This window comes from Pseudomonas sp. NC02 (assembly GCF_002874965.1).
GTDB lineage: Bacteria > Pseudomonadota > Gammaproteobacteria > Pseudomonadales > Pseudomonadaceae > Aquipseudomonas.
Map to the genome: position 1 here is coordinate 5,029,187 of NZ_CP025624.1, position 22,035 is coordinate 5,051,221.

Genomic DNA, 22,035 nt, shown 5'->3' on the forward strand with positions numbered 1-22,035 from the left:
ATCTTTCACCTACAACCAAGGTTCTGACACGCGCTAATCAATTAAAAGATTTCTCGCGCAAGGGCTTAAATCACCCGCCCATCCCAGCCCACCGTCACATGCCGCGGCAACTCCCGCCGATGCTGCAACAACCACGCATCCAGCGTATGCCCCACATGGGTCAGCACCCCCAACTGCGCACCCACCTCTTCAATACATTGCAACGCCAGCGTCAGGTCATTGTGATTACGCGGAGCCTGCGGTTGCGGCGGCATGGAGCAGTCCAGCACCAGTACATCCAGCGGTTCACGCTGCAGCCAGTCGCGAGTAGCCGGTGGCAGGCCAACGGTGTCGGTGAGGTAGGCGATGCGCCTCCCCTCGCCTTCCAGCAGATAACCCAAGGTGGGTTTGGAGTGCACCAACGGCAGCGCAGTGACGCTCAGTTCACCCAACCGGCGGGTTTCAAACTCGGCAAACGGCTGGCTGAAATCGAGGATGCCGGGGTGCTTGTACAGGTCGGACAACCCTTCCGGATCCACCGGCCCATGCACCGGAATCACCAGCCCCTGGCCCCAGCGCAGATGCAGCAGACCCTGGGCATGATCGGCATGGTAATGGGTCTGGAGAATCCCGTTGAAACTGCGGGGCGGGAAGCGCTCGGTGAGGTCGGGCAACCCGCTGTCGATCAACCAGCGCTGGTCGCCACACTCGATCAATGCGCTGCATGGGCGGCGGCGCAGGCTCTGGTCATGGCGGGCCAGGCCACAGGCGGCGCACTCACAGCCATACACCGGCACTTGCCGCGCATCGCCGGTGCCCAGCAGTGTCAGGCGCATGCGGGTTGCCCGTCGAGGCAGCCCAGCAAGCGCTCGACCGTGTGTTCCAGTTGGCCGGAATTGTCGAGCAGGAACACGTCTGCAGCAGCGCTCAATCCCTCGGCGAATCGCGCATTGCGCGCCAGGCGCAGATCAATATCCGCCAGGGATTCGCGACCCCGCGCCAGCAAGCGCTGGCGCAACACCCCTTGGTCTACCGTCAGCAGCACCACCAGCAGGTTCGGGTAACGCAGCCGGGTTTGCGCCAGGTGGCCGCGGGAGCCGTTGACCAGCACATCGTGCCCCGCCGCCAGCCACTCATCGATTTCCCGCGGGATGCCATAGGACAACCCGTTGGCGTGCCAGCTGAGGGCAAATGCGCCCTCGGCCTCCATTGCGGCAAACTGCGCCGGGCTCACACCCTGCGCCGCTTCGCCCACCGCTTCCGCCGAGCGGGTGATGACCCGCCGCACAATGCGGCAGCCACGCTCGGCCAGACGCGGTCGTGCGGCATCCAGCAGGCTGTCCTTGCCCGAACCCGATGGTCCGATGAGATAGATCAACCTGCCTGCCATCAAAACACCCTCTTCGCTTGTCGCCACACTTGTTGGACCACGGGCAGTCCGTCGCGGCTCCTGGCTTGCACCAGGTCGGCCCGCAGACCCGTGGCGATTTCGCCGCGATCACTCAGGCCCGCCGCGTGTGCGGGCGCCAGGCTGATCATCCTGACCGCCCGAGAAAGGTCGCCGCCGTCCTGTTGATTGGCCAGCACGAACGCCGCCTGCAACAGGCTGGCCGGGTAGTAGTCACTGGAAAGTATATCCAGCAATCCTTCGGCGGCCAGGCCGGCGGCGGCCACATTACCCGAGTGGGACCCGCCACGCACCACGTTCGGCGCGCCCATCAGAACTTTCATGTTCAGTTGCCGGCAGCCACGGGCGGCTTCCAGGGTGGTGGGGAATTCGGCGATGGTCATGCCGTAGCGCGCCGACTCCTCGACGTGAGCCAGGGTCGCATCGTCATGGCTGGCCACCGACAGGCCGCGTTCCAGGCAATGCTCGACGATCGCGGCGCGGTAGCGGTCGCTGTACTCCCTGGAGTTGGCCATTTGCAGCTTGATGAACGCGTCCATGGTCTCGTCGTTCAGGTGGTACTTGCCCATGTAGTACTCACGGTACTTGGATTCAAGCACGAACTGGCGCTGGCCCGGCGAGTGGTCCATCACTGACACCAACTGCACCAACGGATTTTCCACCAGGTCGCGGAACACGCTCAGGGTGTCGGGGTGGCACAGCTCGCAGCGCAGGTGCAGGTGGTGTTCGGCGCGGGTCAGGCCGGCGCTTTCTGCTGCCGCGATGGCGTTGAGCATCGCCGGCAGTTTCTGCATGCGGTTGCCCTTGGGATTCACATCGCCGATGGACACCGCGTCGAACACCGTGGTGATGCCGGCCGCGATGATCTGCGCATCATGGCTGAGCACCGCCGAGGTCGACGGCCAGTCCACGCCGGGGCGCGGGGTCATGTGTTTTTCCAGGTTGTCGGTGTGCAGTTCCACCAGGCCCGGCAACAGGAAATCCCCGTCAAGGTCCTGGGCCTGGGGCAGTTGGCTGCGGCCTTCGGCGATGTCGACGATCAGCCCGTCACGCAGCACGACGCTGCCAAGGAACATGCGATCAGCCGTCACCAGCCGGGCATTACTGAGGATCTGTTCAGCGGGCATGGGCGTATTCCTCTTGGGCAACAGGCGCTGGGGTCATGTCGAAATGGCGGTCGGCGACCGCTTCACGGGCGGCGCGGTCGTGGAAGATGCCGATCAAGGCCGCGCCGGCAGCCTTGGCTTCGTTCATCAGTTCCAGCACCACCTGGCGGTTGCTGTCGTCGAGGGACGCGGTGGGTTCGTCCAGCAGCATCACCGGCCAATCCACCATGAAACCGCGGGCGATGTTGACCCGCTGTTGCTCGCCGCCGGAGAACGTACCGGGCGCCAACTGCCACAGGCGTTGCGGGATATTCAGGCGGGTCAGCAGATGCTCGGCGCGCGACTGTGCATTGGCCTTCGACCAGCCACGGGCCAGGGCGGGCTCCATCACCACATCCAGGCAGGCCACCCGCGGGATCACCCGCAGAAACTGGCTGACGTAGCCCAGGGTCTGCTGGCGCACCTGCAACACCTCCCGCGGCTCGGCACCAACCAGCTCCAGCCATTCGCCGAGGTGCTGTACTCGGATGCTGCCGCCCGCCGGCAGATAGTTACCGTACAGGGTGCGCAGCAACGTGCTTTTACCGGCGCCGGACTGGCCATGCAGCACCAGGCACTCACCGCCTTTCACACTGAACTCCACCCCGCGCAGCACATTCAGCACCACGCCGTTCTGCTGGTGCAAGGTGAAGGTTTTCGAGAGGTCACGGACCTCGATCAAGGCGTTCATCATGGTTGCAATACCGAAGACACCAGCAGTTGAGAGTAAGGGTGCTGTGGATCGTCGAGGATCTGGTCCGTCAGCCCGGTTTCCACCACGCGCGAGCGGCGCATCACCATCAGGCGGTCGGCCAGCAGGCGCGCCACGGCGAGGTCGTGGGTGACGATCACCACCGCCAGATCCAGCTCGCGAACGAGGCCGCGCAACAGGTCGAGCAAGCGCGCCTGTACCGACACGTCCAGGCCGCCGGTGGGCTCGTCCATAAATACAAGGCGCGGGCTGGAGACCAGGTTGCGGGCGATTTGCAGGCGCTGCTGCATGCCGCCGGAAAAGGTCCGGGGCAAGTCGTCGATGCGCTGCGGGTCGATTTCTACCTGGCCCAGCCAGTCGAGGCCGGCGCCACGCAGTTGCTCATAGTTGCGCACGCCCTGGGCCATCAGGCGCTCGCCGATATTGGCGCCGGCAGACACGCCCATGCGCAAACCGTCCCGAGGGTTTTGCTCGACAAAGCCCCATTCGGTGCGCAGCAAGGTGCGACGTTCGGCTTCGCTGGCGCTGTACAGATCCAGCCATTCACCGTCCTTGCCGCGATAGCCGATGTGGCCGGCCTGCGGTGGCAGACGCCCGCTGAGCAGCGAGAGCAAGGTGGACTTGCCTGAGCCCGACTCACCAACAATCCCCAACACTTCACCGGGGTACAAATCGAAGCTGACGTCCTGGCAGCCCTTCTCTTCCCCGTACAACAACGACAGGTCACGCACTTGCAAAAGAGGCTGGCTCACTGGTTGTTCTCCTTGACCCGTTGGGCGCAGTACCAGGTGTCGGAACACACAAAACTCTGGGTACCGGCGTCGTCGAGAATCAGCTCATCGAGGAACGATTCATGGCTGCCGCAGATCGCGCAGGTGTGTTCCCACTTCTGCACTTCGAACGGATGGTCTTCAAAGTCGAGGCTGGTGACCTGGGTGTACGGCGGCACCGCGTACAGGCGCTTTTCGCGACCGGCACCGAACAGCATCAGCGCCGGGCTCATGTCGAGTTTCGGGTTGTCGAATTTCGGGATTGGCGAGGGGTCCATCACGTAGCGCTCATCCACCATCACCGGGTAGGCGTAGCTGGTGGCGATATGGCCGAAGGTGGCGATGTCCTCGTAGAGCTTTACGTGCATTACCCCGTAGTCATTCAGGGCGTGCATGGTGCGGGTCTCGGTTTCCGACGGTTCGATAAAACGCAGCGGCTCCGGGATCGGCACCTGGTAGACCATGATCTGGTCGGCCTGCAACGGGGTTTCCGGGATGCGGTGGCGGGTCTGGATCACCGTGGCGTCCGGGGTGCTTTCGGTGGTGGCGACGCCCGCCGTACGGGCGAAAAAGCGGCGGATCGACACGGCGTTGGTGGTGTCGTCGGCGCCCTGGTCGATCACCTTGAGCACGTCGTCAGCCCCCAGGATCGCGGCGGTCAGTTGCATGCCGCCGGTGCCCCAACCGTAAGGCAGCGGCATCTCGCGGCCACCGAACGGCACCTGGTAACCGGGGATCGCCACGGCCTTGAGCAAGGCGCGGCGGATCATGCGTTTGGTCTGCTCGTCGAGGTAGGCGAAGTTGTACGCCGGGTCACGCGCAGGCGCTTGAGTCAGGTCATTCATGGCGGGTGCCCTCGGCCGGTTGGCGCAGTTTGCGGATCAGTTCCAGCTCGGACTGGAAGTCCACGTAGTGAGGCAATTTGAGGTGGGAAACGAAGCCCGCCGCCTCGACGTTGTCGCAGTGGGACAGCACGAATTCTTCCTGCTGGGCCGGCGAGACGATCTCTTCGTTGAACTCATTGGCCCGCAGCGAGCGGTCCACCAGGGCCATGCCCATCGCCTTGCGTTCGGCATGCCCGAATGCCAGGCCGTAGCCCCGGGTGAACTGCGCCAGCTCGGTGGCCGAGCCGACGAATTGGTTGACCATCTCGCACTCGGTGACTTCGATGCTGCCCAGGCAAATCGGGAAACCCAGCTCTTCCGGGTCGATCCACACCTCCACATCGCCGATGCGAATCTCGCCGGCGAACGGGTGGTTGCGGCCGTAACCACGTTGGGTCGAGTAACCCAGTGCCAGCAGGAAACCTTCGTCGCCACGGGCCAGGGCTTGCAGGCGCTGGGCGCGGTTGGCCGGGTATTCCAGCGGGTCGCGGGTGATGTCGGCGACGCTGCCGGTGTCGTCGGATTCGTTCTTGATCAGCCCTTCCTTGGCCAGCAAGCCGAGAACCCGAGGGCATGGTTCAAGGGCAGCATCCGGCGTGGTTTGCGGGCCCGGGTATTCACCTTCGGCCAGCAGTGCGAAGTCCAGCAGGCGGTGGGTGTAGTCGAAGGTCGGGCCCAGCAGTTGCCCGCCCGGCACGTCCTTGAAGGTGGCCGACAAACGCCGGCTCAGGGACATCTGCGCGGTGTCGATCGGCAGGCTCGGGCTGAAGCGCGGCAACGTGGTGCGGTAGGCCCGCAGCAGGAAGATCGCTTCCACCAGATCCCCCGCCGCTTGCTTGATCGCCAGTGCAGCCAACTCCGTGTCGTACAGCGAGCCTTCGCTCATCACTCGCGCGACCGCCAGCGGCAGTTGCTCGCGGATCTGCTCCACGCTCAGTTCCGCAATGGAAGTATCGCCCCGGCGTTTTTTCGCCAGCAGGCGGTGGGCATTGTCGATGGCCTGTTCGCCACCCTTGACGGCTACGTACATCAGGCATGCTCCTGTGCAATTCGGGTGCTGCGTGGCAGGCCGATCAGGTGATGGCCGGCGGCGAACAACACGTCCAGGCCACGGGGAAACGTCTCGCGGCGTTGACGTTCCAGCCAGAATGCTTGAGGCACCGGCAGGTTGACCTGACGCTGGGTCTTGATCCCCGGACCGCGCCAGTTCAAGGCGCGACCGGCTTCCAGGTCGGTCAACTGGACCAGCAAGGTGCAGGACTGATCCGGGTAGCGGTCATTGCCGTGGTCGAAGCCGCTGAGGTCGAGCAAGTCCTGTTCACCGAGCAAGGCGAACGCGGCCTCTTCCCGGTTGGCGGTCAGCGGGCAGCCGCAGTGGAAGGCCAGGTTGGCGCGGATCAGCGGCGTGTCGAAGCACGGCGCCAGCCAGAGCGGCGTGTCCATATCCAGCAGCGCCAGGCACAGCGCATAGGTAGCCGGCGCCAGGCCTTCAAGGCTGGGGGCCGCGGGCAAGGACTGGATCAGGCCGGGCTCGGCGAGGGCCTTGAGGGCCCCGCGAAAACCGCGCTGGGCGTCCAGCACCGGGTCTACAAAGGCCGGTTGCAAGCGTTGGGCATTCATCAGTTTTCTCCTCGAACCAGGGTGAAGAACTCGACCTTGGTGGCGGCGGTGTCGGCCTCTTTTTGCGCCCGGCGCTCGGCCTGGGCGTTGGCCAGTGCGCCGATCAGGTCGCTGAGCCAGGGGCTCGGGTGCGCGCCCTGCAAATGCGCATCCGCCAGGGCCGCCAGTTCGGCGTGGACCTTGTCGCGCCCGGCCAAATAGCTGTAGCCGGTACGCCCGTCAGCCAGGCGCACCACGCAGCGGGTCACGCTCATTTCGCCGAGGTTGAACGGCGCGCCATTGCCGCCCATGCGGCCACGCACCAGGGTCATGCCGATTTCCGGGGCGCGGATCAGTTGGTAATCCACGTCGCGCAGGGCGTCTTCATGGGGCAGCAATTCACTGCGAAAGGCGCGGGCGAGCACGCCGATCCAGTGTTGACGCGGGGACAGGTTCATCGGGGTCTCCATCAGGTCACCACTTGGTACTGGAAGCGATCCGAACGGCTGGTGGACTGCGCCAGCTCCACCGGGCGGCCGTCGCGATCGCGGGAAAGGGTGAATACGGTGAGCGCCGGCAAGTGCCGGGGCATCATCAGCAGTGCGGCTTCGTCGCGGTTGGGCAAACGCGCGCCGATCAGGCTTTGGGTACGGGTCAACGGCATGTCGCGCTCACGCAGGTAGTGGCGCAGCGAGCCGCCGTTGTAGTCCGCCAGCAGCGGCGCATGGCTGGCGCAGTAACGGTGGCGGATCAGGCTGACCGGCTGGTGGTCGAGCTTGCGCAGGGTTTGCAACTCGATCATCGGCGCCATCTCGGCGATGCCCAGTTGCTGGGCCTCTTCGCGGCTGGCAAAGCAGTAGCGGCGCTTGAGCAGCATCGCTTCCACGCCCACGCCTTGGGCCGACAAGGACTGGCTGTAGGAGGTCTCGGCGCCCATCGGGTAAATCAGCGGGCGGTCCAGCACCTGGGTGCCTTTGCCTTGGCGGCGCAACAGGCTGCCTTCGAACACCAGCTCGTCGATGGCGCGGCGCAGGGTGTGGCGGTTGACGCCGAAGCGTTCAGCCAGTTGCACCTCGCCCGGCAGGAATTCACCGGCCTGGTAGCTGCTCAGTTCGCGGCGCAGGATGTCAGCGAGTTCGCGGTACACCGGCTCATCTTGTCTAGACAACTGCATGCTTAAAAAAAGCGCCCTGGGGCACCCCTCCGACGTCAGATGAACTGCTTGCGCAGGCGTTGGGACAGCACGTCGATACAGCTCACCACCACGATGATCACCAGCAGCACCGCGCAGGTCTGCACGAACTGGAACGCGCGGATGTTCTCCCAGAGGATCACGCCGATCCCGCCGGCACCGACCATCCCCACCACCGTCGCCGAACGCACGTTGGCCTCGAAGCGGTAGAGCGCGTAGGACACCCACAGCGGCATCACTTGCGGGATCACGCCGTAGATCACTTCCTGCAAGGCACTGGCACCGGTGGCTCGCACACCTTCAACGGGGCCCGGGTCGATGGCTTCGACGGCTTCGGCAAACAGCTTGGCGAGGACCCCGGTGGTGCTGATCCACAAGGCCAGGACACCGGCAAAAGGACCGAGGCCGACGGCGACCACGAACAACATCGCGAACACCATTTCGTTGATCGAACGGAAGGCATCCATCACCCGGCGCAGCGGCTGGTGAATCCACCATGGGGTGATGTTGTCGGCGCACAGGATGCCCAGGGGCACCGAGCAGACGATCGCCAGCACCGTGCCCCAGAGGGCGATTTGCACGGTGACGATCATCTCCTTGAGGTAGGAGCGCCATTCGTGGAAGTCCGGCGGGAAGAAGTCGGCGGCGAAGGTCGCCATGTTTCCGGAGTCGCGGTACAGCGCCAGCGGGTTCATCTCGGCGCCGTGCCAGGCCCAGGCCAGCAGGACCAGGAACAGGCCCCAGCCCAGGTATTGCGGCCAAGTCCTTTTGCCCACTGCTTCAGCATGCAAGGTAGTCATGGGTCACTCTCGGTGTAGGGTTGGAACTGGGCTTAATGTGGGAGCGGGCTTGCTCGCGAATGCGGTGACTCAGTCGCCGGATGCGTTGAATGACACACCGTATTCGCGAGCAAGCCCGCTCCCACATGAACCCGATTCCTACAGGGGGTTAGCCGTTGGCTGCGGTCTTCTTGTCCAGTTCGGTGATGCGCTCTTGCAGCTTGGCCAGGTCGGCGTCGATGTCGGCGAGCTTCCTGGCCTTGTCAGCCGCTTCCAGCTTGTCGTCGGCGCTGATGGTGGTGCGCTGCTTGAACAGTTCCAGTTGGCGGATCGGCAACAACTGGTCGTCGCTGGACTTGAGGAACTTGCCCAGTTGCATGTTCTTCAGCACGGCCTTCTCTTCGTCGGTGTCACCGTAGTTGGCGAAGAAGTCGCGGATCTTGGTCTTCTCGCTGTCGCTCAGGGCCTTGCTCCACACCATCGGGTCGGCCGGGATCAGCGGCGACTTCCAGATCACCTTGAGCATGGCGGCCTTGTCCGGCTGGGTGACTTCCAGGCGGTCCCAGCTTTCGGTGTTGAAGGTGGCGACGTCCAACTGCCCCTTGGCCACGCTCAATGCGTTGACTTCATGGCTGGAGTTGAGGGTGCGCTTGAAGGCGGTGGCGGCGTCGACGTGGTTCTTGGCGAACACGTAGTAGCCGGGTACCAGGTAGCCCGAAGTGGAGTTCGGGTCACCGTTGCCGAAGGTCAGCTTCTTGGCGTTCTTGAGCATGTCATCGACGTTGTTGATCGGGCTGTCCTTGCGCACGATCAGCACGCTCCAGTAACCGGCAGCCCCGTTGGCGGCGGCGGTCTGGGCGAAGATTTCGCCGTTGGAACGGTCCACCGCTTCCATCGCGGCCTTGTTGCCCAGCCAGGCCACGTCGACTTTGTTGAAGCGCATGCCCTGGATCAGGCCGGCGTAGTCGGAAGCGAAGGTGGCGTTGATGGTGAGGCCGGTCTTCTTGTGCATGTCATCCAGGAAGGGCTGCCAGATGCTCTTGAGGTTCTGCGAAGACTCGGTGGACATGATGCCGAAATTGATCGCCTTGTCGGCGGCCTGGGCAGTGCCCATGGCCACGCTGGCAAGCAGCACGGCAGACAGAAACACATGACCGATACGGTTCAACATGGAGAGGATTCCTGTGGGTCGTTAGTAAGGTTTCAAGCGCGGGCCAGGGCCAACCGTGCGGGGACGACGGGTGTGCGGGTCTGGTCGGAAAACATCAGGCTGGTGTCGACATCGGCACCGTACAAATCGTTGAGGAACTGGCTGCTCAGCTCGCTGGCCTGGCCATCGAAGTGAATCCGCCCGCCCTTGAGCGCCACGGCTCGGGGGCAATAACGCATGGCGTAATCGACCTGGTGCAGGGTGACCACCACGGTCTTGCCGTCGCGGCCGTTGATGTCGGCGAGGATCTCCATGACCTTGCGCGCCGACTCCGGGTCCAGGGAGGCGATGGGTTCATCCGCCAGGATCACTTCGGCGCGTTGCGTCAAAGCGCGGGCGATTGCCACGCGTTGCTGCTGGCCGCCGGACAAGGTGGAGGCGCGCTGGCTGGCCAGGTCTGCCAGGCCGACGCGGGCCAGGGATTCCATGGCGAACTGTTTTTCCTCGGTGTTGAACAAACCGAGGTTGCCGCGCCAGCGCGGCATGCGGCCCAGGCAACCGAGCAGTACGTTGTCGAGCACGCTCAGGCGGTTGACCAGGTTGAACTGCTGGAAGATGTAGCCGATGTCGGCGCGCAGGCGCCGCACCTTGCCATTCAACCGCCCGCTGGCCTGCACTTCCCGGCCCAGCACCTTGACGCTGCCGCCGTTGCTCTTGTCGCAACAGGCCAGGCCCGCGAGGTGGCGCAGCAAGGTGGACTTGCCGGAGCCGGAAGCGCCAATCAGCGCGACCATCTCACCGGTGGCAACGGTGAGTTCGAGGTCGACCAGCGCGGATTTCTTCGCAAAGGTCTTGTTCAGATGATCGACATGGATAGCTGGAGTCATGGGCTTCTCTGTCTGGTTGAACAGCCATCCGTGGCTGCGTTTGAGTTCAAACGACAGTAGGCGCGGGCTGTGTCAGCCCTATGACTTGCACATGACTGGAGTAAAACCGTTTGATGAAGGTTTGATGAAAGGTTGGAAGTAGCTGTAGGACGTTGATCGTTCCCACGCTCTGCGTGGGAATGCCGCCTCGGACGCTCTGCGTCCATTGAAGTCTTGCGCAGTGGTGACGCCGAGCGTCACGGGATGCATTCCCACGCAGAGCGTGGGAACGATCCATACCTAACCTGTGGCGAGGGAGCTTGCTCCCTCGCCACAAGGTCTTCGCCCGGCATTGGAAATGTGCCGGACTGTGGTGCAATAGCTGGCCGCCAATATGTGCAAAAGGACAACGTGATGGGAAAAGACAAGGCATGTCCGGTCATCCTGCGAACCCGCCAATCCCTGGAAATCCTCGCCTTCAAACACCCACTGGCAGGTCTTCAACTGGTCAAGGGCAGCTTGGAGCCTGGCGAAAGTACCGAGGCTGCGGCAGTTAGAGAGTTGCTTGAAGAGGCCGGGATAACCGGCAAGGTGATACGTGACCTGGGCACTTGGCACTCAGCGTCCACGGGGCATACATGGGCCTTTCATCAATGCCTGATCCCTGAAGACCTGCCAGATACCTGGACCCATTTTGCAGAGGATGATGGCGGCCACGAGTTCCAGTTCTTCTGGCACCCGATGGCGAGCGAACCGTCAGAAGAGTGGCATCAGGTCTTTAAAGATGCCCTGGAGTTTCTAAAGCCGCGCCTTGCCGAAGTATCGCTTCAGGAATAATCAAGATCCCGGTAGATCGGTGATTTTTCCTACGATCTCTATGGCTTGCAGCAGCCTTAACTCGCCGCTAGCCTCTCCAAGTCGCTGCTCATCAGCGATCGGGTTTGGTCGCCCGGGTTAGAATGGCGCACAGTGCCGCGCAAGCGGCATTATCGTGTTCGCTTTATGGCGAGCTGCGCGTGGGAGGGCCCTGGCCCTGCCGGGTTTCCATTCCCTGGTCGACCAACCTGCGTACAGCTCGCCACCCTCCTGCTTGGTCGCAGATGTGGTGAGCTCCAATTGAATGGAGAGTCATTGCATGTACAAGGTCACGCCCAATCCGCCAGAAACGTCTGGCTCCAAGTCTGAAAAAAACAAGCTTCAGGACGCTGCCCAGCGGGCCATCGATCACTACCTGAAACCCGCCGAAACCAAAGCGTCCACCAATGAAAAAAACCACTTCAGTCTGTTCACCGTATCAGCCAACGTTGAAACGGAAGCACTGCTGAGCAACGCCTACGAAACACTCCAGTCTGCCAATGCAATGGCGTTGGACCTTTCCGAAAACATTGATGGCAAAGACCGCAGCCTGGTATTGGCGATGCAACAACTGCTGGAGTTGGGATTGTTGTTGGTGGATAGAGCGCTGGATCGAGAGTGCCCGGTGGCCTGATCAAAACCGAAATCCAACTGGCAACATAAATCCAATGTGGGAGCGGGCTTGCTCGCGAATGCAGAGGGTCAGTCAATACATCGGGTGACTGATCCACCGCTTTCGCGAGCAAGCCCGCTCCCACATTTTGATTTTCATCAGGTTCAAACTGCCCGGTGTTATTGAGCGATGCGGGCGCGCAATCGCGGCATCACAAAATCCATAAACGCCCTTAACTTCAGCGGCAACGGTGACTGGCCTTTATGCACCAAACTGATGGGCAGCGGCGCCGACTCGAACGCCTCAAGCACCACCGCCAACGCCTCCTCCCGCAGCGCATCCGCCACCTGATACGACAGCACCCGAATCACCCCCACTCCTAACGTCGCCGCTGCAATCGCTGCTTCTGCGGTGTTCACCGACAACCGCGAATGCACCGGTACCGAGAGCCCGGTTTTACCCGCGCCAAATCCCCACGCCCCTTGGGACGCCAGCACTTCGAAGGTGATGCAGTCATGCCCCGCCAAGTCCTGGGGCTCAGCGGGTATGCCGCGAGCGGCCAGGTATGCCGGGCTGGCGCACACCACCCGCCGCACCGTGCCCACCTGCATGGCCTTCAGCGAGCTGTCGGGCAACTCGCCAATGCGCACCGCGACGTCGCAGTGTTCTTCCATCAGGTGCACGACGCGGTCGGTGAGGATCAGGTTGATGTCGATCTCCGGGTACTGCGCGAGGAATTCCGCCACCACCGGCACGATGTGCAGCCGCCCGAAGACCACTGGCGCGGTAACGACCAGTTCGCCCCGGGGCTGGGAATATTCGCCAGTGGCCGCGCGCTCGGCCTCGCTGATGTCTTCAAGAATGCGCCGGCACGCGTCGAGGTAAGAGGCGCCGGCATCGGTCAACGACAGCTGGCGCGTGGTGCGGTGCAGCAGGCGGGTTTTCAGGTGCGTCTCAAGCTCGGCCATCTTGCGGCTGACGCTGGCCAGCGGCATGTCGAGGCGCCGCGCGGCAGCGGTCAGGCTGCCCGCATCAACCACGGCAACGAAGATGGACATGGATTCAAGACGGTTCATGGCAACCTATCAAATTCTGGAAGGATGATTCCAAATCCTAGGGGATTATCCTGCCAAGCGCGAGTGCGTAACGTTGGCCACTCATCTCCTTCCCGGAGATCTGCATTGAAGGAGAGCGCCGTGAGTGGCCTGCCGATGACATCCCAACCTTCCACAGCGCCTGCGGTCGCGCCGCGCGGCAAGATCATCATGATGGCGGTGATCGCCGGCGCGGTGATTACCAATATTTACTGCACCCAGCCGATCCTGCCGCTGATCGCTTCGGACATGGGCGTGGACGTGACCACCGTGGATCTGGTGGCCGGCTCCGCCCTGCTGGGTTTTGCTACCGGGCTGGCGTTGCTGCTGCCGATGGGCGACCGTTTTGACCGCCGCAAGCTGGTGCTGGGGCAGATCGCCCTGGCGTTCTGTTTCGCCCTGGCGGCGGCGTTTTCACCGGGCATCTGGGCGCTGATCGGGGCATCTTTCGGCTTGGGGATTGTGAGCTGTGTGCCGCAGCAACTGGTGCCGTTTGCGGCGGTGATGTCGCAGCCCCACGAACGCGGGCGCAATGTGGGCACGGTGGTCAGCGGGATCATGGTCGGCATCCTGCTCGGGCGCACGATCGCCGGCGTGGTCGGTGAGGCTTATGGCTGGCGGGCGGTGTACGCGATGGAGGCGGCCTTCATGATCCCGGTGTGGATCGGTGCCGCCAGGCTGCTGCCACAAGGCGTGCCGAGCACCAACCTGTCCTACCCTCGCCTGCTGGCTTCGCTGTGGCCGCTGATGCGCGACAACAGCCCGATTCGCCAATCAATGATGGTGCAGGCGTTGTTGTGGGCTTGCTTCAATGCGTTTTGGGTGAATCTGGCAGCACTGTTGGCTCATGGGCCATGGCAATTGGGCAGTGCCTGGGCCGGTGGCTTCGGGATTATCGGTGCGGCGGGTGCGTTGGCGGCGTCGCTCGGTGGGCGGGCTTCCGACAGGCTGGGTTCGCGCAAGGTGATTGGGGCGAGTATCGGGATTGTGACCTTGGCGTTCCTGCTGCTGGCGGGTGCCGAGACTTCGATTATCTTGCTGGTGCTGGGGGTGATCGTGCTGGATATCGGCGTGCAGTCGGGCTTGGTTTCCAACCAGACCCGGGCGTTTGCGGTGGACCCGAAAGCCCAGGGCCGCATCAATAGTTTGTACATGACGGCGACGTTTTTTGGCGGTGCGGTGGGGGCGACAGTCAGCGGCTGGTTGATGTCGCGGTTGGGCTGGATGGGGATTGTGGAGTTTGGGGTGATGCTGGGGGTGATTGCCGGGGTGGTCCACTGGACAAGCGCGCCCAGGCAGACTGAGGAGCTGGCGTAATTTCAAATCAAACGAGATTCAAAATGTGGGAGCGGGCTTGCTCGCGAATACGGTATATCAGTGCCCGATTTGTTGGCTGACACGCCGTATTCGCGAGCAAGCCCGCTCCCACATTTGAGCTTTGTTGTTGGGTGGACTGTATTCCAAACCAGCCATGAAAAAAGCGACCCGAAGGTCGCCTTTTTTCATTGTGCGTACTGCTTGCTCAACCCCGGCGGTACGCCATGGACATCGGTCTCTTCCCAAGGCCCGTTCGGGCTGATGGACCGGCTCCAGCCGTTGCTCCAGCGGTAGTAGGTGCGCTGGCGGTAGAACGTATCCGGCTGTTCGTCCAGCACGTACACCTGCATCTTCCCGTCCCAGTGGCTGGCCGCACCCGGTGGCGGTGCGAAGGTCGGCGAGGAGCTCGGCACCGGCTTCGACGGTTTGATCACTGGGCCTGAGGGCTGGGTGCCTGGCTGTGTGCTCGGCTGGGTCGACGGCCCTGTCGGTGGAATAGTCGGCCCGGTAGGCGACGGAGGCCGATGGACCGCACAAGCACTCAACCCCAGTACCAGGCTGAGCAGGGTGATACGTGCGATAGCGGTCATGGGCATTTCCTCGAATTATTGGTCCGGACTGTCGATGGTCAGCTGCTGCAGCGCAGTGGTGCTGCTGGCCAGGGGTTGGCTGCGGCCGATCCACTCGCCAGCTGTGGGAACACCTGCCCGGGATATGCGCGCAACCAGTTGGACTTCGGGAAAGTTGGACAGTTTCAACTGCGGCATCATCGCGTCGCTGTCGCCCAGTTCGACGGTGATCGGCAGGTCGGCCACGGTCACGCGCTTGGCCGCCAATGGCGCCGGCGGGCCTTTGACGGCACGGGCGAAGATGAACACGCTGTCGGTCGGCAAGGCCTTGGCCTTCACATCGGCGGCCAGGTCCACCCGCACTTGTATCTGTTTTTCTGCCTTCACGGGCGCCACGCTGCCGCCGCTCTCCTTGAGCTTCTCGGCGGCCCGGTCGATCCCGCCTTGCAGCGCGGCACGGGAATTGTCGTCCGGTGGCAGTTGCGCCAGCAGGCGGTTCCAGTAGTCGATCGCTTCCTGGTAACGCTGGCCTTCAAAGGCGGCGATGCCCAGCAGGCCGAGGCTGGTGACTTCTTTCGGATCGAGTTTCAGTGCTTCGTCGGTCAGGGCCTGGACCTTGGGCGACCACTGTTTGTTGTCGGCAAAGTACTGGGCCTGGGCCCACTGGCCGAGCAACTCGGGCTGGCGACCGGCCAGGGCCACGGTGCGCTCGAAGATTTTCGCCGCATCGGCGGAACGGTCCTGGGCCATGTAGGCGCGACCGAGGAAATACAGGCCTTCCGGCGAGTCCGGCTGGGCCGCTGCGGCGCGCTCCAGGCGGCGGGTCATGTCTTCCATGGACACCGGCGGCTGGGAGAATTCACGGGTCAGTTCGACCTTGTCGCTGGCACCGTAATGCAGGTACAGCGCCACGCCCAGCACCGGCACCAGAAAGGCCGCGAGCAACGGCAACGGTTTGCCGAGGCGCGACTCCCGAGGCTTTTCCACGCCCTCGGTATCCGCCAGCAACTCGCGAGCTGCTTCAGCGCGGCCGCTGTCCAGCTGGGCCGCATCCAGCACGCCTTCGGTCTGCTGGGTTTGCAGTTCCGCCACGCGTTCCTGGTACAGCGCCACGTTCAATGCAGTGCGATCCTCTTCACGCTGGGCACGGCGGCCGCGTAACACCGGGATCAGCAGGAAACTCAAGGCAATCAGAAGCAGCAGACCTGCTGCGAGCCAGAAATCAATCATCAGTTTTTTTGTCCAGCAGTTGGTCGAGGCGTTGACGCTCATCGACGGAAAGCGAGTCCGAGCCATCGGCCGGGGCGACACGACGGCGGCGCACAATCACCGCCATAACGACTAAGCCTGTGAGCAACAACCCGGCGGGGCCGAACCACAGCAGCGCTGTCTTGCCGGTGAGCGCCGGCTTGTAGCGCACGAAGTCACCGTAGCGGTCCACCATGAAGTCGATGATCTGCTGATTGTCCTTGCCCTCGCCGAGCATGCGGAAAATCTCTTTGCGCAGGTCGGCGGCGATCGGTGCGTTGGAGTCGGCGATGTCCTGGTTCTGGCACTTGGGGCAGCGCAGCTCCTTGGTCAGTTCGCGAAAACGCTCGCGGTCTCCGTCCTTGGCAAATTCGTAAGTGTCGATGGCGGCGTGGGCCACGCCGACCATGCTCAAGCCCAACACAGCGGCGGCTAACCAACGCTTCATGGCTTGGCCTCATCCACCAGCGCCTGGTACTTGGCGGCCAGTTGCTCGCGCCACACCACTTCGTCGATCACGCCCACGTACTTGTCGCGGATCACGCCCTTGGCGTCGATGAAGAAGGTTTCCGGAGCGCCGTACACACCAAGGTTCAGCCCGAGGTTGCCGTCTTCGTCGCGGATATCCAGCTGGTACGGGTTGTGGAATTCAGCCAGCCACTTCAGGGCGGCAGCATTGTCGTCCTTGTAGTTGATGCCGTAGATCACCACGCCCTTCTCCGCCAGCTTGTTCAGCACCGGATGCTCCACGCGGCAGGAAATGCACCAGGTGCCCCACACGTTGACCAGTGCCGGCTTGCCCAGCAAGTCAGCCTGAGTCAGGGTCTTGTCGCCCTGCACGGTCGGCAGCGAGAACGCCGGAAATGGCTTGCCGATCATGGCCGACGGCAGCTCGGCCGGGTCCAGGTACAGCCCGCGATACAGGAACACCGCCACCACCAGAAACGCCGCCAGCGGTAACACCATCAACCAACGCTTCATACTGGCGCTCCTTGCAGACCGAGGGCTTCACGCACCCGGCTCTTGACCTTGACCCGGTAGCGCCGGTCCATCGCTGCCAGCAAACCACCGAAGCCGGTGAGCAGGCCGCCGAACCAGATCCAGCGCACAAACGGTTTGACGTGGACCCGCACGGCCCAGGCGCCATCTCCCAACGGTTCACCCAGGGCGACGTAGAGGTCGCGGGTGAAACCGGCGTCGATCCCGGCTTCGGTCATCATCGAACTTTGCACGGTGTACAGGCGTTTTTCCGGGTGCAGCACGGCGATTTCCTTACCGTTGCGCACAACGCGTACGGTGCCTTTGTCGGAGGTGAAGTTCGGGCCTTCGAAGTGCTTGGCGCCTTCGAAAATGAAGTGGTAGCCGGCCAGGTCCATGGACTCGCCGGGGGCCAGGCGCAGATCGCGCTCGGCGCTGTTCTGGCTGGACAACACCACACCCAGGGCGCACACGGCGATGCCGATGTGGGCGACCTGCATGCCCCAGTAACTGCGAGTCATGGTCGGCAGGCCTTTGATCAAACCTTTGTGGCGGGTCTTGTCGATCAGGTCGCGTACACCGGCCAGCAATACCCAGGCCGCGAGCATGAAGGTGGCAAGCACGGCCCAGTTGAAGTCGCCGTAGGCAATCCCGGCGATCACCGCCAATGCGGCGCTGCCCAGCAGTACCGGGGTGAGCATGCCCACCAGCCATTTCACCGGGGTGTCTTTCCAGCGCACCAGTACGCCGACCGCCATCACCACCATCAGCAGCGCCATCAACGGGATGAATAGCGCGTTGAAGTACGGCGGGCCGACGGACAGCTTGGCGCCGCTCAGGGCATCCAGCACCAGCGGGTACAGGGTACCGAGCAGAATCATCGAGGCCGCCACCACCAGCACCAGGTTATTACCCAGCAGCAGGGTTTCCCGGGACCAGAGGTTGAAGCCCACGTGGCTCTTGACCACTGGCGCACGCAGGGCGAACAGCGTCAGGGAGCCGCCGACCACGAACAGCAGGAAGATCAGGATGAACACGCCGCGCTCCGGGTCGGAGGCAAACGCGTGCACCGAGGTCAGTACGCCGGAACGCACCAGGAACGTACCCAGCAGGCTCAGGGAAAACGCGGCGATGGCCAGCAACACGGTCCAGCTTTTGAACACGCCGCGTTTTTCCGTGACTGCCAGCGAGTGAATCAGCGCGGTGCCCACCAGCCAGGGCATGAAGGAGGCGTTTTCCACCGGGTCCCAGAACCACCAGCCGCCCCAGCCGAGTTCGTAGTAGGCCCACCACGAGCCCAGGGTGATGCCGATGCCGAGGAATGCCCAGGCGACGATGGTCCACGGCCGCGACCAGCGCGCCCAGGCGGCATCGAGACGCCCGCCGAGCAAGGCGGCGATGGCGAAGGCGAAGGCGACCGAGAAACCGACGTAGCCCATGTAGAGCATCGGCGGGTGCACGATAAGGCCGATGTCTTGCAGCAGCGGGTTGAGGTCGTGCCCGTCGACCGGGATCTGCGGCAGGATGCGGGTGAACGGGTTGGAGGTCATGATCAGGAACAGCAGGAAGCCGATGCTGATCATGCCCATCACCGCCAGCACCCGGGCCAGCATCACTTGCGGCAGTTGGCGGGAGAAGATCGAGACGGCAAAGGTCCAGCCGCCGAGGATCAATGCCCACAGCAGCAACGAACCTTCGTGGGCGCCCCACACGGCGCTGAACTTGTAGTACCAGGGCAAGGCGCTGTTGGAGTTATTGGCGACGTAGGCGACAGAAAAGTCGTCGGTCATGAAGGCGTAGGTCAGGCAACCGAAGGCGAACACCAGAAAGGCGAACTGGCCCCAGGCAGCCGGCTGGGCCAGGCTCATCCACAGGCGGTCACCGCGCCAGGCGCCCAGCAACGGGACCACGGCCTGGACGATGGCAAAGCACAGGGCGAGGATCATCGCCAGTTGGCCCAACTCCGGAATAAACAGTGCGGACGTCATGACTTAGCCCTCCTTGGCAGGGGTCGGGGCGGATTGGCCGCTGTCTTTGAGGGCCTTGGTGACTTCCGGCGGCATGTATTTTTCATCGTGCTTGGCCAGCACTTCATCGGCCACCACCACGCCGTCGGCGTTGAGCTTGCCGAGGGCAACGATGCCCTGCCCTTCGCGGAACAGGTCCGGGAGGATGCCGCGGTAGGTGATGGTCACGGATTTGTTGAAGTCGGTGACGATGAACTTGACGTCCAGGGAGTCGCCGGAGCGTTGCAACGAGCCTTTCTCGACCATGCCACCGGCACGGATTCGGGTGTCCAGCGGCGCTTCGCCGTTGGCGATCTGGGTCGGGGTGTAGAACAGGTTGATGTTCTCCCGCAGGGCGCTCAGGGCCAGGGTCACGGCAATGCCGACACCGGCCATGATGGCCAGGATGATCAACAGACGCTTTCTACGCAGCGGATTCACTTTTCGGTCTCCCGGCGCAAACGACGCGCCTCTTGTTGCAGGTAACGCTTGCGGGCCAGGATCGGCGCGGCGACGTTGAAGGCCAGCACCGCCAGGCAAATGCCATAGGCCGTCCAGACGTACAGGGCGTGATGGCCCATGGCGAGAAAATCACTGAAAGAGTTGAAGCTCATCCACGGGCTCCCAGGCTGTTTTGCACTTCGGCCTTGACCCAACTGGTGCGGGCTTCACGCTTGAGCACTTCGAGGCGCATGCGCAGCAGCAGCACGGCGCCAAAAAAACAGTAGAACCCCAGCACCATCAGCAGCAGCGGCGCCCACATTTCCACGGGCATTGCCGGCTTTTCGGTGAGGGTGAAGGTGGCGCCCTGGTGCAGGGTGTTCCACCACTCCACCGAGTATTTGATGATCGGGATGTTGATCACGCCGACGATCGCCAGCACCGCGCAGGCCTTGGCGGCGCTGTCACGGTTGCTGATGGCGTTGCCCAGGGCAATCAGGCCGAAGTACAGGAACAGCAGGATCAGCATCGAGGTGAGTCGCGCATCCCATACCCACCACGAACCCCAGGTCGGCTTGCCCCAGATCGCGCCGGTGACCAGCGCCACGGCGGTCATCCAGGCACCGATGGGCGCGGCGCATTGCAGGGCCACATCCGCCAGTTTCATCTTCCACACCAGGCCGACGATGCCGCACACCGCCAGCATCACGTAGCAGGACTGGGCCAGCATCGCGGCAGGCACGTGGATGTAGATGATGCGAAAGCTGTTGCCTTGCTGATAGTCCGGCGGCGCGAAGGCCAGGCCCCAGACCAGGCCGATGCCGATCAGCAATACCGCGGCGATGCTCAACCACGGCAGCAGTTTGCCACTGATGCCGTAAAACCATTTGGGCGAGCCGAGCTTGTGAAACCAGGTCCAGTTCATGCTGTTTCCATCACGGTTGCTTCTCGTCGTTGCGAGAAGCTTAGGGTCTTTACTGGTTAAGGTTCTATCGCTTAACCAGACCTCATTATTCGCCGACGCTGATCTTCAGGCCAGCCGCTATAGCAAAGGGTGTCAGGGTTACCGCCAGGGCGGCCAGGCTGCCAAGCCACAGGAGGTAACCGGTCGCCGCCATGCCCTGGAGCGCGGCTTGCAACGCGCCGCTGCCCAGGATCAACACCGGGATATACAAAGGCAAGATCAGCAGCGCCAACAACAGGCCACCGCGTTTCAAACCGACGGTCAGTGCCGCACCTACGGCGCCCAGTAGACTGAGAACCGGCGTGCCAAGCAACAAGGAAAGGAGCAACACCGGCAGGCATTCGGTGGGCAACCCCAGCATCATCGCCAGCAGCGGCGCGAGCAATACCAGCGCCAGGCCGGAAAACGCCCAGTGTGCCAGTACCTTGGCCAATACCAGAAGTGGCAGGGGGTGCGACGAAAGGACCCACTGTTCGAGGGAACCGTCTTCAAAATCACTGCGAAACAGCCCGTCCAGCGAGAGCAGGACTGACAAAAGCGCCGCCACCCAGACCAGTCCCGGAGACAAGGTTTGCAACAGTTTAGTCTCGGGGCCCACCGCCAACGGGAACAGCGCGATCACAATCGCGAAGAACACCAGCGGGTTGGCCAATTCGGCCGGACGGCGACAGAGTAACCGCGCTTCGCGGGCGACCAACAGGGCAAATACGCTCATACCGCCCACCGGCCCAGGTCGAGGTCGCGGTAACCGGCGGGCATGCGCGTCAAGGTGTGGTGAGTGGTCAGGACAACCATGCCGCCCTGCTCGCAGTGCGCGGCAAGGTGTTCTTCCAATTGGGCAACGACTTGTTTGTCGAGGGCGGTGAAGGGTTCGTCGAGAATCCATAGCGGCGGGCCGTCGAGATACAAACGGGCCAGGGCCACGCGGCGCTGCTGGCCGGCGGACAGGGTGTGGCAGGGAACGTCTTCGAAACCCTTGAGACCAACCGCGGCCAGCGCCTGCCAGATCGCCTCGCGGCTGGCGGGATGATGCAGGGCGCTGAGCCAACTGAGGTTTTCTTCAGCGGTAAGCACATCCTTGATTCCGGCGGCGTGGCCGATCCAGATCAGGTTGCGCGCCAGCTCGGTGCGCTGCTCGTGCAACGGTTTGCCGTTGAGCCGCACTTCCCCCGCCGTCGGCTGCATCAGCCCGGCCAGCAGGCGCAACAGGCTGGTCTTGCCGCTGCCGTTGGGGCCGCTGACCTGTACCATGTCGCCGCCCGCCAGACGCAGTTCGAGGTGTTCGAACAGCATCCGCAGGTCACGTTCACAGGCGAGCGCTACGGCTTCTAGAAGAGGGCTGGTCAAGAGATCGCGGGCCTTTACGGTTCAAGTCGGCGGTGGAACGGCCGTTAAAGAGATGCACATTAACTGCTTTGGCGACCGTTTTTAGAGAGCTGGATCAATCAGTTGTGTTGTTTTTAACG

27 protein-coding genes are annotated in these 22,035 nt (G+C 63.1%); 3 read left to right on the top strand and 24 right to left on the bottom strand.

From position 1 onward, the window contains the following. Positions 1 to 65: 65 nt before the first annotated feature. The 13 genes from phnP to phnC form a co-directional block, all read right to left on the bottom strand. A complete protein-coding gene (phnP, locus tag C0058_RS23370) occupies positions 66 to 815 on the bottom strand; it encodes a phosphonate metabolism protein PhnP (protein ID WP_102369658.1) in 750 nt (249 codons plus the stop codon). Further along, positions 806 to 1,369 carry a phosphonate metabolism protein/1,5-bisphosphokinase (PRPP-forming) PhnN gene (gene phnN / locus C0058_RS23375; protein ID WP_087694466.1) on the bottom strand — a complete coding sequence of 188 codons (564 nt, stop codon included), beginning with the start codon at positions 1,367 to 1,369 and terminating at the stop codon, positions 806 to 808. Before phnN ends, phnP begins: the two co-directional genes overlap by 10 nt. Next, positions 1,369 to 2,514, bottom strand: coding sequence for an alpha-D-ribose 1-methylphosphonate 5-triphosphate diphosphatase (locus tag C0058_RS23380; protein ID WP_102369659.1), 1,146 nt, complete (start codon positions 2,512 to 2,514; stop codon positions 1,369 to 1,371). The genes phnN and C0058_RS23380 overlap by 1 nt, the downstream gene beginning before the upstream one ends. Further along, entirely contained in the window at positions 2,504 to 3,223 is a 720-nt protein-coding gene (gene phnL / locus C0058_RS23385; RefSeq protein WP_008434762.1) for a phosphonate C-P lyase system protein PhnL, read from the bottom strand. The genes C0058_RS23380 and phnL overlap by 11 nt, the downstream gene beginning before the upstream one ends. Further along, positions 3,223 to 4,032: a phosphonate C-P lyase system protein PhnK gene (phnK, locus tag C0058_RS23390; protein ID WP_085984643.1), complete on the bottom strand. Its 810-nt coding sequence runs from the start codon at positions 4,030 to 4,032 to the stop codon at positions 3,223 to 3,225. Before phnK ends, phnL begins: the two co-directional genes overlap by 1 nt. Then, on the bottom strand, positions 3,993 to 4,859 hold the full coding sequence (locus tag C0058_RS23395; RefSeq protein ID WP_008434764.1) for an alpha-D-ribose 1-methylphosphonate 5-phosphate C-P-lyase PhnJ: 867 nt from the start codon (positions 4,857 to 4,859) through the stop codon (positions 3,993 to 3,995). The genes phnK and C0058_RS23395 overlap by 40 nt, the downstream gene beginning before the upstream one ends. Beyond that, complete coding sequence (locus tag C0058_RS23400) at positions 4,852 to 5,928, bottom strand: carbon-phosphorus lyase complex subunit PhnI (RefSeq protein WP_102369660.1); 1,077 nt, start codon at positions 5,926 to 5,928, stop codon at positions 4,852 to 4,854. The genes C0058_RS23395 and C0058_RS23400 overlap by 8 nt, the downstream gene beginning before the upstream one ends. Then, positions 5,928 to 6,518 (bottom strand): phosphonate C-P lyase system protein PhnH, encoded by a 591-nt coding sequence (gene phnH, locus C0058_RS23405; RefSeq protein WP_063028147.1) that lies wholly within the window; start codon positions 6,516 to 6,518, stop codon positions 5,928 to 5,930. Before phnH ends, C0058_RS23400 begins: the two co-directional genes overlap by 1 nt. Further along, the gene (gene phnG / locus C0058_RS23410; protein WP_003210619.1) at positions 6,518 to 6,955 is read right to left on the bottom strand and encodes a phosphonate C-P lyase system protein PhnG; all 438 of its coding nucleotides are present in this window, start codon (positions 6,953 to 6,955) and stop codon (positions 6,518 to 6,520) included. The genes phnH and phnG overlap by 1 nt, the downstream gene beginning before the upstream one ends. A gap of 11 nt (positions 6,956 to 6,966) precedes the next feature. Next, positions 6,967 to 7,671: a phosphonate metabolism transcriptional regulator PhnF gene (gene phnF, locus C0058_RS23415; protein WP_023659262.1), complete on the bottom strand. Its 705-nt coding sequence runs from the start codon at positions 7,669 to 7,671 to the stop codon at positions 6,967 to 6,969. Positions 7,672 to 7,706: 35 nt separating this feature from the next. Beyond that, the gene (gene phnE / locus C0058_RS23420) at positions 7,707 to 8,489 is read right to left on the bottom strand and encodes a phosphonate ABC transporter, permease protein PhnE (RefSeq protein WP_033897602.1); all 783 of its coding nucleotides are present in this window, start codon (positions 8,487 to 8,489) and stop codon (positions 7,707 to 7,709) included. Positions 8,490 to 8,637: 148 nt separating this feature from the next. Then, positions 8,638 to 9,639, bottom strand: a complete 1,002-nt coding sequence (gene phnD / locus C0058_RS23425; RefSeq protein WP_102369661.1) for a phosphonate ABC transporter substrate-binding protein — start codon at positions 9,637 to 9,639, stop codon at positions 8,638 to 8,640. A 32-nt stretch (positions 9,640 to 9,671) separates the two neighbouring features. Beyond that, positions 9,672 to 10,505 (bottom strand): phosphonate ABC transporter ATP-binding protein, encoded by an 834-nt coding sequence (phnC, locus tag C0058_RS23430; RefSeq protein WP_087694468.1) that lies wholly within the window; start codon positions 10,503 to 10,505, stop codon positions 9,672 to 9,674. A 393-nt stretch (positions 10,506 to 10,898) separates the two neighbouring features. Between phnC and C0058_RS23435 the strand changes: the two genes are divergently transcribed. Together C0058_RS23435 and C0058_RS23440 are read left to right on the top strand one after the other, a co-directional pair. Continuing rightward, positions 10,899 to 11,321: an NUDIX domain-containing protein gene (locus C0058_RS23435; RefSeq protein WP_102369662.1), complete on the top strand. Its 423-nt coding sequence runs from the start codon at positions 10,899 to 10,901 to the stop codon at positions 11,319 to 11,321. Between the two features lie 298 nt (positions 11,322 to 11,619). Next, a complete protein-coding gene (locus C0058_RS23440; RefSeq protein ID WP_087694315.1) occupies positions 11,620 to 11,973 on the top strand; it encodes a DUF6124 family protein in 354 nt (117 codons plus the stop codon). Positions 11,974 to 12,131: 158 nt separating this feature from the next. On the opposite strand, the gene C0058_RS23445 is transcribed toward C0058_RS23440, so the two are convergent. Next, positions 12,132 to 13,028: a LysR family transcriptional regulator gene (locus C0058_RS23445; protein WP_168197519.1), complete on the bottom strand. Its 897-nt coding sequence runs from the start codon at positions 13,026 to 13,028 to the stop codon at positions 12,132 to 12,134. A gap of 135 nt (positions 13,029 to 13,163) precedes the next feature. On the opposite strand from C0058_RS23445, the gene C0058_RS23450 reads away from it, so the two are divergent. Next, positions 13,164 to 14,363, top strand: coding sequence for an MFS transporter (locus tag C0058_RS23450; RefSeq protein WP_102370293.1), 1,200 nt, complete (start codon positions 13,164 to 13,166; stop codon positions 14,361 to 14,363). 185 nt (positions 14,364 to 14,548) lie between these two features. Here C0058_RS23450 and C0058_RS23455 read toward each other — a convergent pair whose 3' ends face one another. From C0058_RS23455 to ccmA, 10 genes are all read right to left on the bottom strand, one after another. Continuing rightward, positions 14,549 to 14,953 (bottom strand): hypothetical protein, encoded by a 405-nt coding sequence (locus C0058_RS23455; RefSeq protein WP_003210627.1) that lies wholly within the window; start codon positions 14,951 to 14,953, stop codon positions 14,549 to 14,551. Positions 14,954 to 14,968: 15 nt separating this feature from the next. Next, positions 14,969 to 16,162 carry a c-type cytochrome biogenesis protein CcmI gene (gene ccmI, locus C0058_RS23460; RefSeq protein ID WP_102369664.1) on the bottom strand — a complete coding sequence of 398 codons (1,194 nt, stop codon included), beginning with the start codon at positions 16,160 to 16,162 and terminating at the stop codon, positions 14,969 to 14,971. Next, the gene (locus C0058_RS23465) at positions 16,155 to 16,628 is read right to left on the bottom strand and encodes a cytochrome c-type biogenesis protein (protein ID WP_003210629.1); all 474 of its coding nucleotides are present in this window, start codon (positions 16,626 to 16,628) and stop codon (positions 16,155 to 16,157) included. The genes ccmI and C0058_RS23465 overlap by 8 nt, the downstream gene beginning before the upstream one ends. After that, positions 16,625 to 17,161, bottom strand: a complete 537-nt coding sequence (locus C0058_RS23470; RefSeq protein WP_008434782.1) for a DsbE family thiol:disulfide interchange protein — start codon at positions 17,159 to 17,161, stop codon at positions 16,625 to 16,627. The genes C0058_RS23465 and C0058_RS23470 overlap by 4 nt, the downstream gene beginning before the upstream one ends. Further along, on the bottom strand, positions 17,158 to 19,146 hold the full coding sequence (locus tag C0058_RS23475) for a heme lyase CcmF/NrfE family subunit (RefSeq protein WP_087694319.1): 1,989 nt from the start codon (positions 19,144 to 19,146) through the stop codon (positions 17,158 to 17,160). The genes C0058_RS23470 and C0058_RS23475 overlap by 4 nt, the downstream gene beginning before the upstream one ends. A gap of 3 nt (positions 19,147 to 19,149) precedes the next feature. Then, a complete protein-coding gene (gene ccmE, locus C0058_RS23480) occupies positions 19,150 to 19,605 on the bottom strand; it encodes a cytochrome c maturation protein CcmE (protein WP_008434786.1) in 456 nt (151 codons plus the stop codon). Next, positions 19,602 to 19,778, bottom strand: coding sequence for a heme exporter protein CcmD (gene ccmD / locus C0058_RS23485; RefSeq protein ID WP_102369665.1), 177 nt, complete (start codon positions 19,776 to 19,778; stop codon positions 19,602 to 19,604). The genes ccmE and ccmD overlap by 4 nt, the downstream gene beginning before the upstream one ends. After that, a complete protein-coding gene (locus C0058_RS23490) occupies positions 19,775 to 20,530 on the bottom strand; it encodes a heme ABC transporter permease (protein WP_003210634.1) in 756 nt (251 codons plus the stop codon). The genes ccmD and C0058_RS23490 overlap by 4 nt, the downstream gene beginning before the upstream one ends. Positions 20,531 to 20,615: 85 nt before the next feature. Then, positions 20,616 to 21,284, bottom strand: coding sequence for a heme exporter protein CcmB (gene ccmB, locus C0058_RS23495; RefSeq protein ID WP_102369666.1), 669 nt, complete (start codon positions 21,282 to 21,284; stop codon positions 20,616 to 20,618). Next, positions 21,281 to 21,862 carry a cytochrome c biogenesis heme-transporting ATPase CcmA gene (gene ccmA, locus C0058_RS23500; protein WP_371857029.1) on the bottom strand — a complete coding sequence of 194 codons (582 nt, stop codon included), beginning with the start codon at positions 21,860 to 21,862 and terminating at the stop codon, positions 21,281 to 21,283. Before ccmA ends, ccmB begins: the two co-directional genes overlap by 4 nt. Positions 21,863 to 22,035: the final 173 nt, after the last annotated feature.

Excerpts from the sequence above, each read along its gene's own strand:
- phnG (WP_003210619.1), bottom strand. The coding sequence starts at position 6,955 with ATGAACCTGTCCCCGCGTCAACACTGGATCGGCGTGCTCGCCCGCGCC.
- C0058_RS23440 (WP_087694315.1), top strand. The coding sequence starts at position 11,620 with ATGTACAAGGTCACGCCCAATCCGCCAGAAACGTCTGGCTCCAAGTCT.
- C0058_RS23470 (WP_008434782.1), bottom strand. The coding sequence starts at position 17,161 with ATGAAGCGTTGGTTGATGGTGTTACCGCTGGCGGCGTTTCTGGTGGTG.
- C0058_RS23475 (WP_087694319.1), bottom strand. The coding sequence starts at position 19,146 with ATGACGTCCGCACTGTTTATTCCGGAGTTGGGCCAACTGGCGATGATC.
- C0058_RS23450 (WP_102370293.1), top strand. The coding sequence starts at position 13,164 with ATGACATCCCAACCTTCCACAGCGCCTGCGGTCGCGCCGCGCGGCAAG.
- C0058_RS23380 (WP_102369659.1), bottom strand. The coding sequence starts at position 2,514 with ATGCCCGCTGAACAGATCCTCAGTAATGCCCGGCTGGTGACGGCTGAT.
- C0058_RS23400 (WP_102369660.1), bottom strand. The coding sequence starts at position 5,928 with ATGTACGTAGCCGTCAAGGGTGGCGAACAGGCCATCGACAATGCCCAC.
- C0058_RS23490 (WP_003210634.1), bottom strand. The coding sequence starts at position 20,530 with ATGAACTGGACCTGGTTTCACAAGCTCGGCTCGCCCAAATGGTTTTAC.
- phnL (WP_008434762.1), bottom strand. The coding sequence starts at position 3,223 with ATGAACGCCTTGATCGAGGTCCGTGACCTCTCGAAAACCTTCACCTTG.
- ccmA (WP_371857029.1), bottom strand. The coding sequence starts at position 21,862 with ATGCTGTTCGAACACCTCGAACTGCGTCTGGCGGGCGGCGACATGGTA.
- phnN (WP_087694466.1), bottom strand. The coding sequence starts at position 1,369 with ATGGCAGGCAGGTTGATCTATCTCATCGGACCATCGGGTTCGGGCAAG.
- C0058_RS23435 (WP_102369662.1), top strand. The coding sequence starts at position 10,899 with ATGGGAAAAGACAAGGCATGTCCGGTCATCCTGCGAACCCGCCAATCC.
- phnE (WP_033897602.1), bottom strand. The coding sequence starts at position 8,489 with ATGACTACCTTGCATGCTGAAGCAGTGGGCAAAAGGACTTGGCCGCAA.
- phnF (WP_023659262.1), bottom strand. The coding sequence starts at position 7,671 with ATGCAGTTGTCTAGACAAGATGAGCCGGTGTACCGCGAACTCGCTGAC.
- phnD (WP_102369661.1), bottom strand. The coding sequence starts at position 9,639 with ATGTTGAACCGTATCGGTCATGTGTTTCTGTCTGCCGTGCTGCTTGCC.
- phnC (WP_087694468.1), bottom strand. The coding sequence starts at position 10,505 with ATGACTCCAGCTATCCATGTCGATCATCTGAACAAGACCTTTGCGAAG.
- ccmI (WP_102369664.1), bottom strand. The coding sequence starts at position 16,162 with ATGATTGATTTCTGGCTCGCAGCAGGTCTGCTGCTTCTGATTGCCTTG.
- C0058_RS23395 (WP_008434764.1), bottom strand. The coding sequence starts at position 4,859 with ATGAATGACCTGACTCAAGCGCCTGCGCGTGACCCGGCGTACAACTTC.
- phnP (WP_102369658.1), bottom strand. The coding sequence starts at position 815 with ATGCGCCTGACACTGCTGGGCACCGGCGATGCGCGGCAAGTGCCGGTG.
- ccmB (WP_102369666.1), bottom strand. The coding sequence starts at position 21,284 with ATGAGCGTATTTGCCCTGTTGGTCGCCCGCGAAGCGCGGTTACTCTGT.
- ccmD (WP_102369665.1), bottom strand. The coding sequence starts at position 19,778 with ATGAGCTTCAACTCTTTCAGTGATTTTCTCGCCATGGGCCATCACGCC.
- C0058_RS23465 (WP_003210629.1), bottom strand. The coding sequence starts at position 16,628 with ATGAAGCGTTGGTTAGCCGCCGCTGTGTTGGGCTTGAGCATGGTCGGC.
- C0058_RS23455 (WP_003210627.1), bottom strand. The coding sequence starts at position 14,953 with ATGACCGCTATCGCACGTATCACCCTGCTCAGCCTGGTACTGGGGTTG.
- phnH (WP_063028147.1), bottom strand. The coding sequence starts at position 6,518 with ATGAATGCCCAACGCTTGCAACCGGCCTTTGTAGACCCGGTGCTGGAC.
- C0058_RS23445 (WP_168197519.1), bottom strand. The coding sequence starts at position 13,028 with ATGAACCGTCTTGAATCCATGTCCATCTTCGTTGCCGTGGTTGATGCG.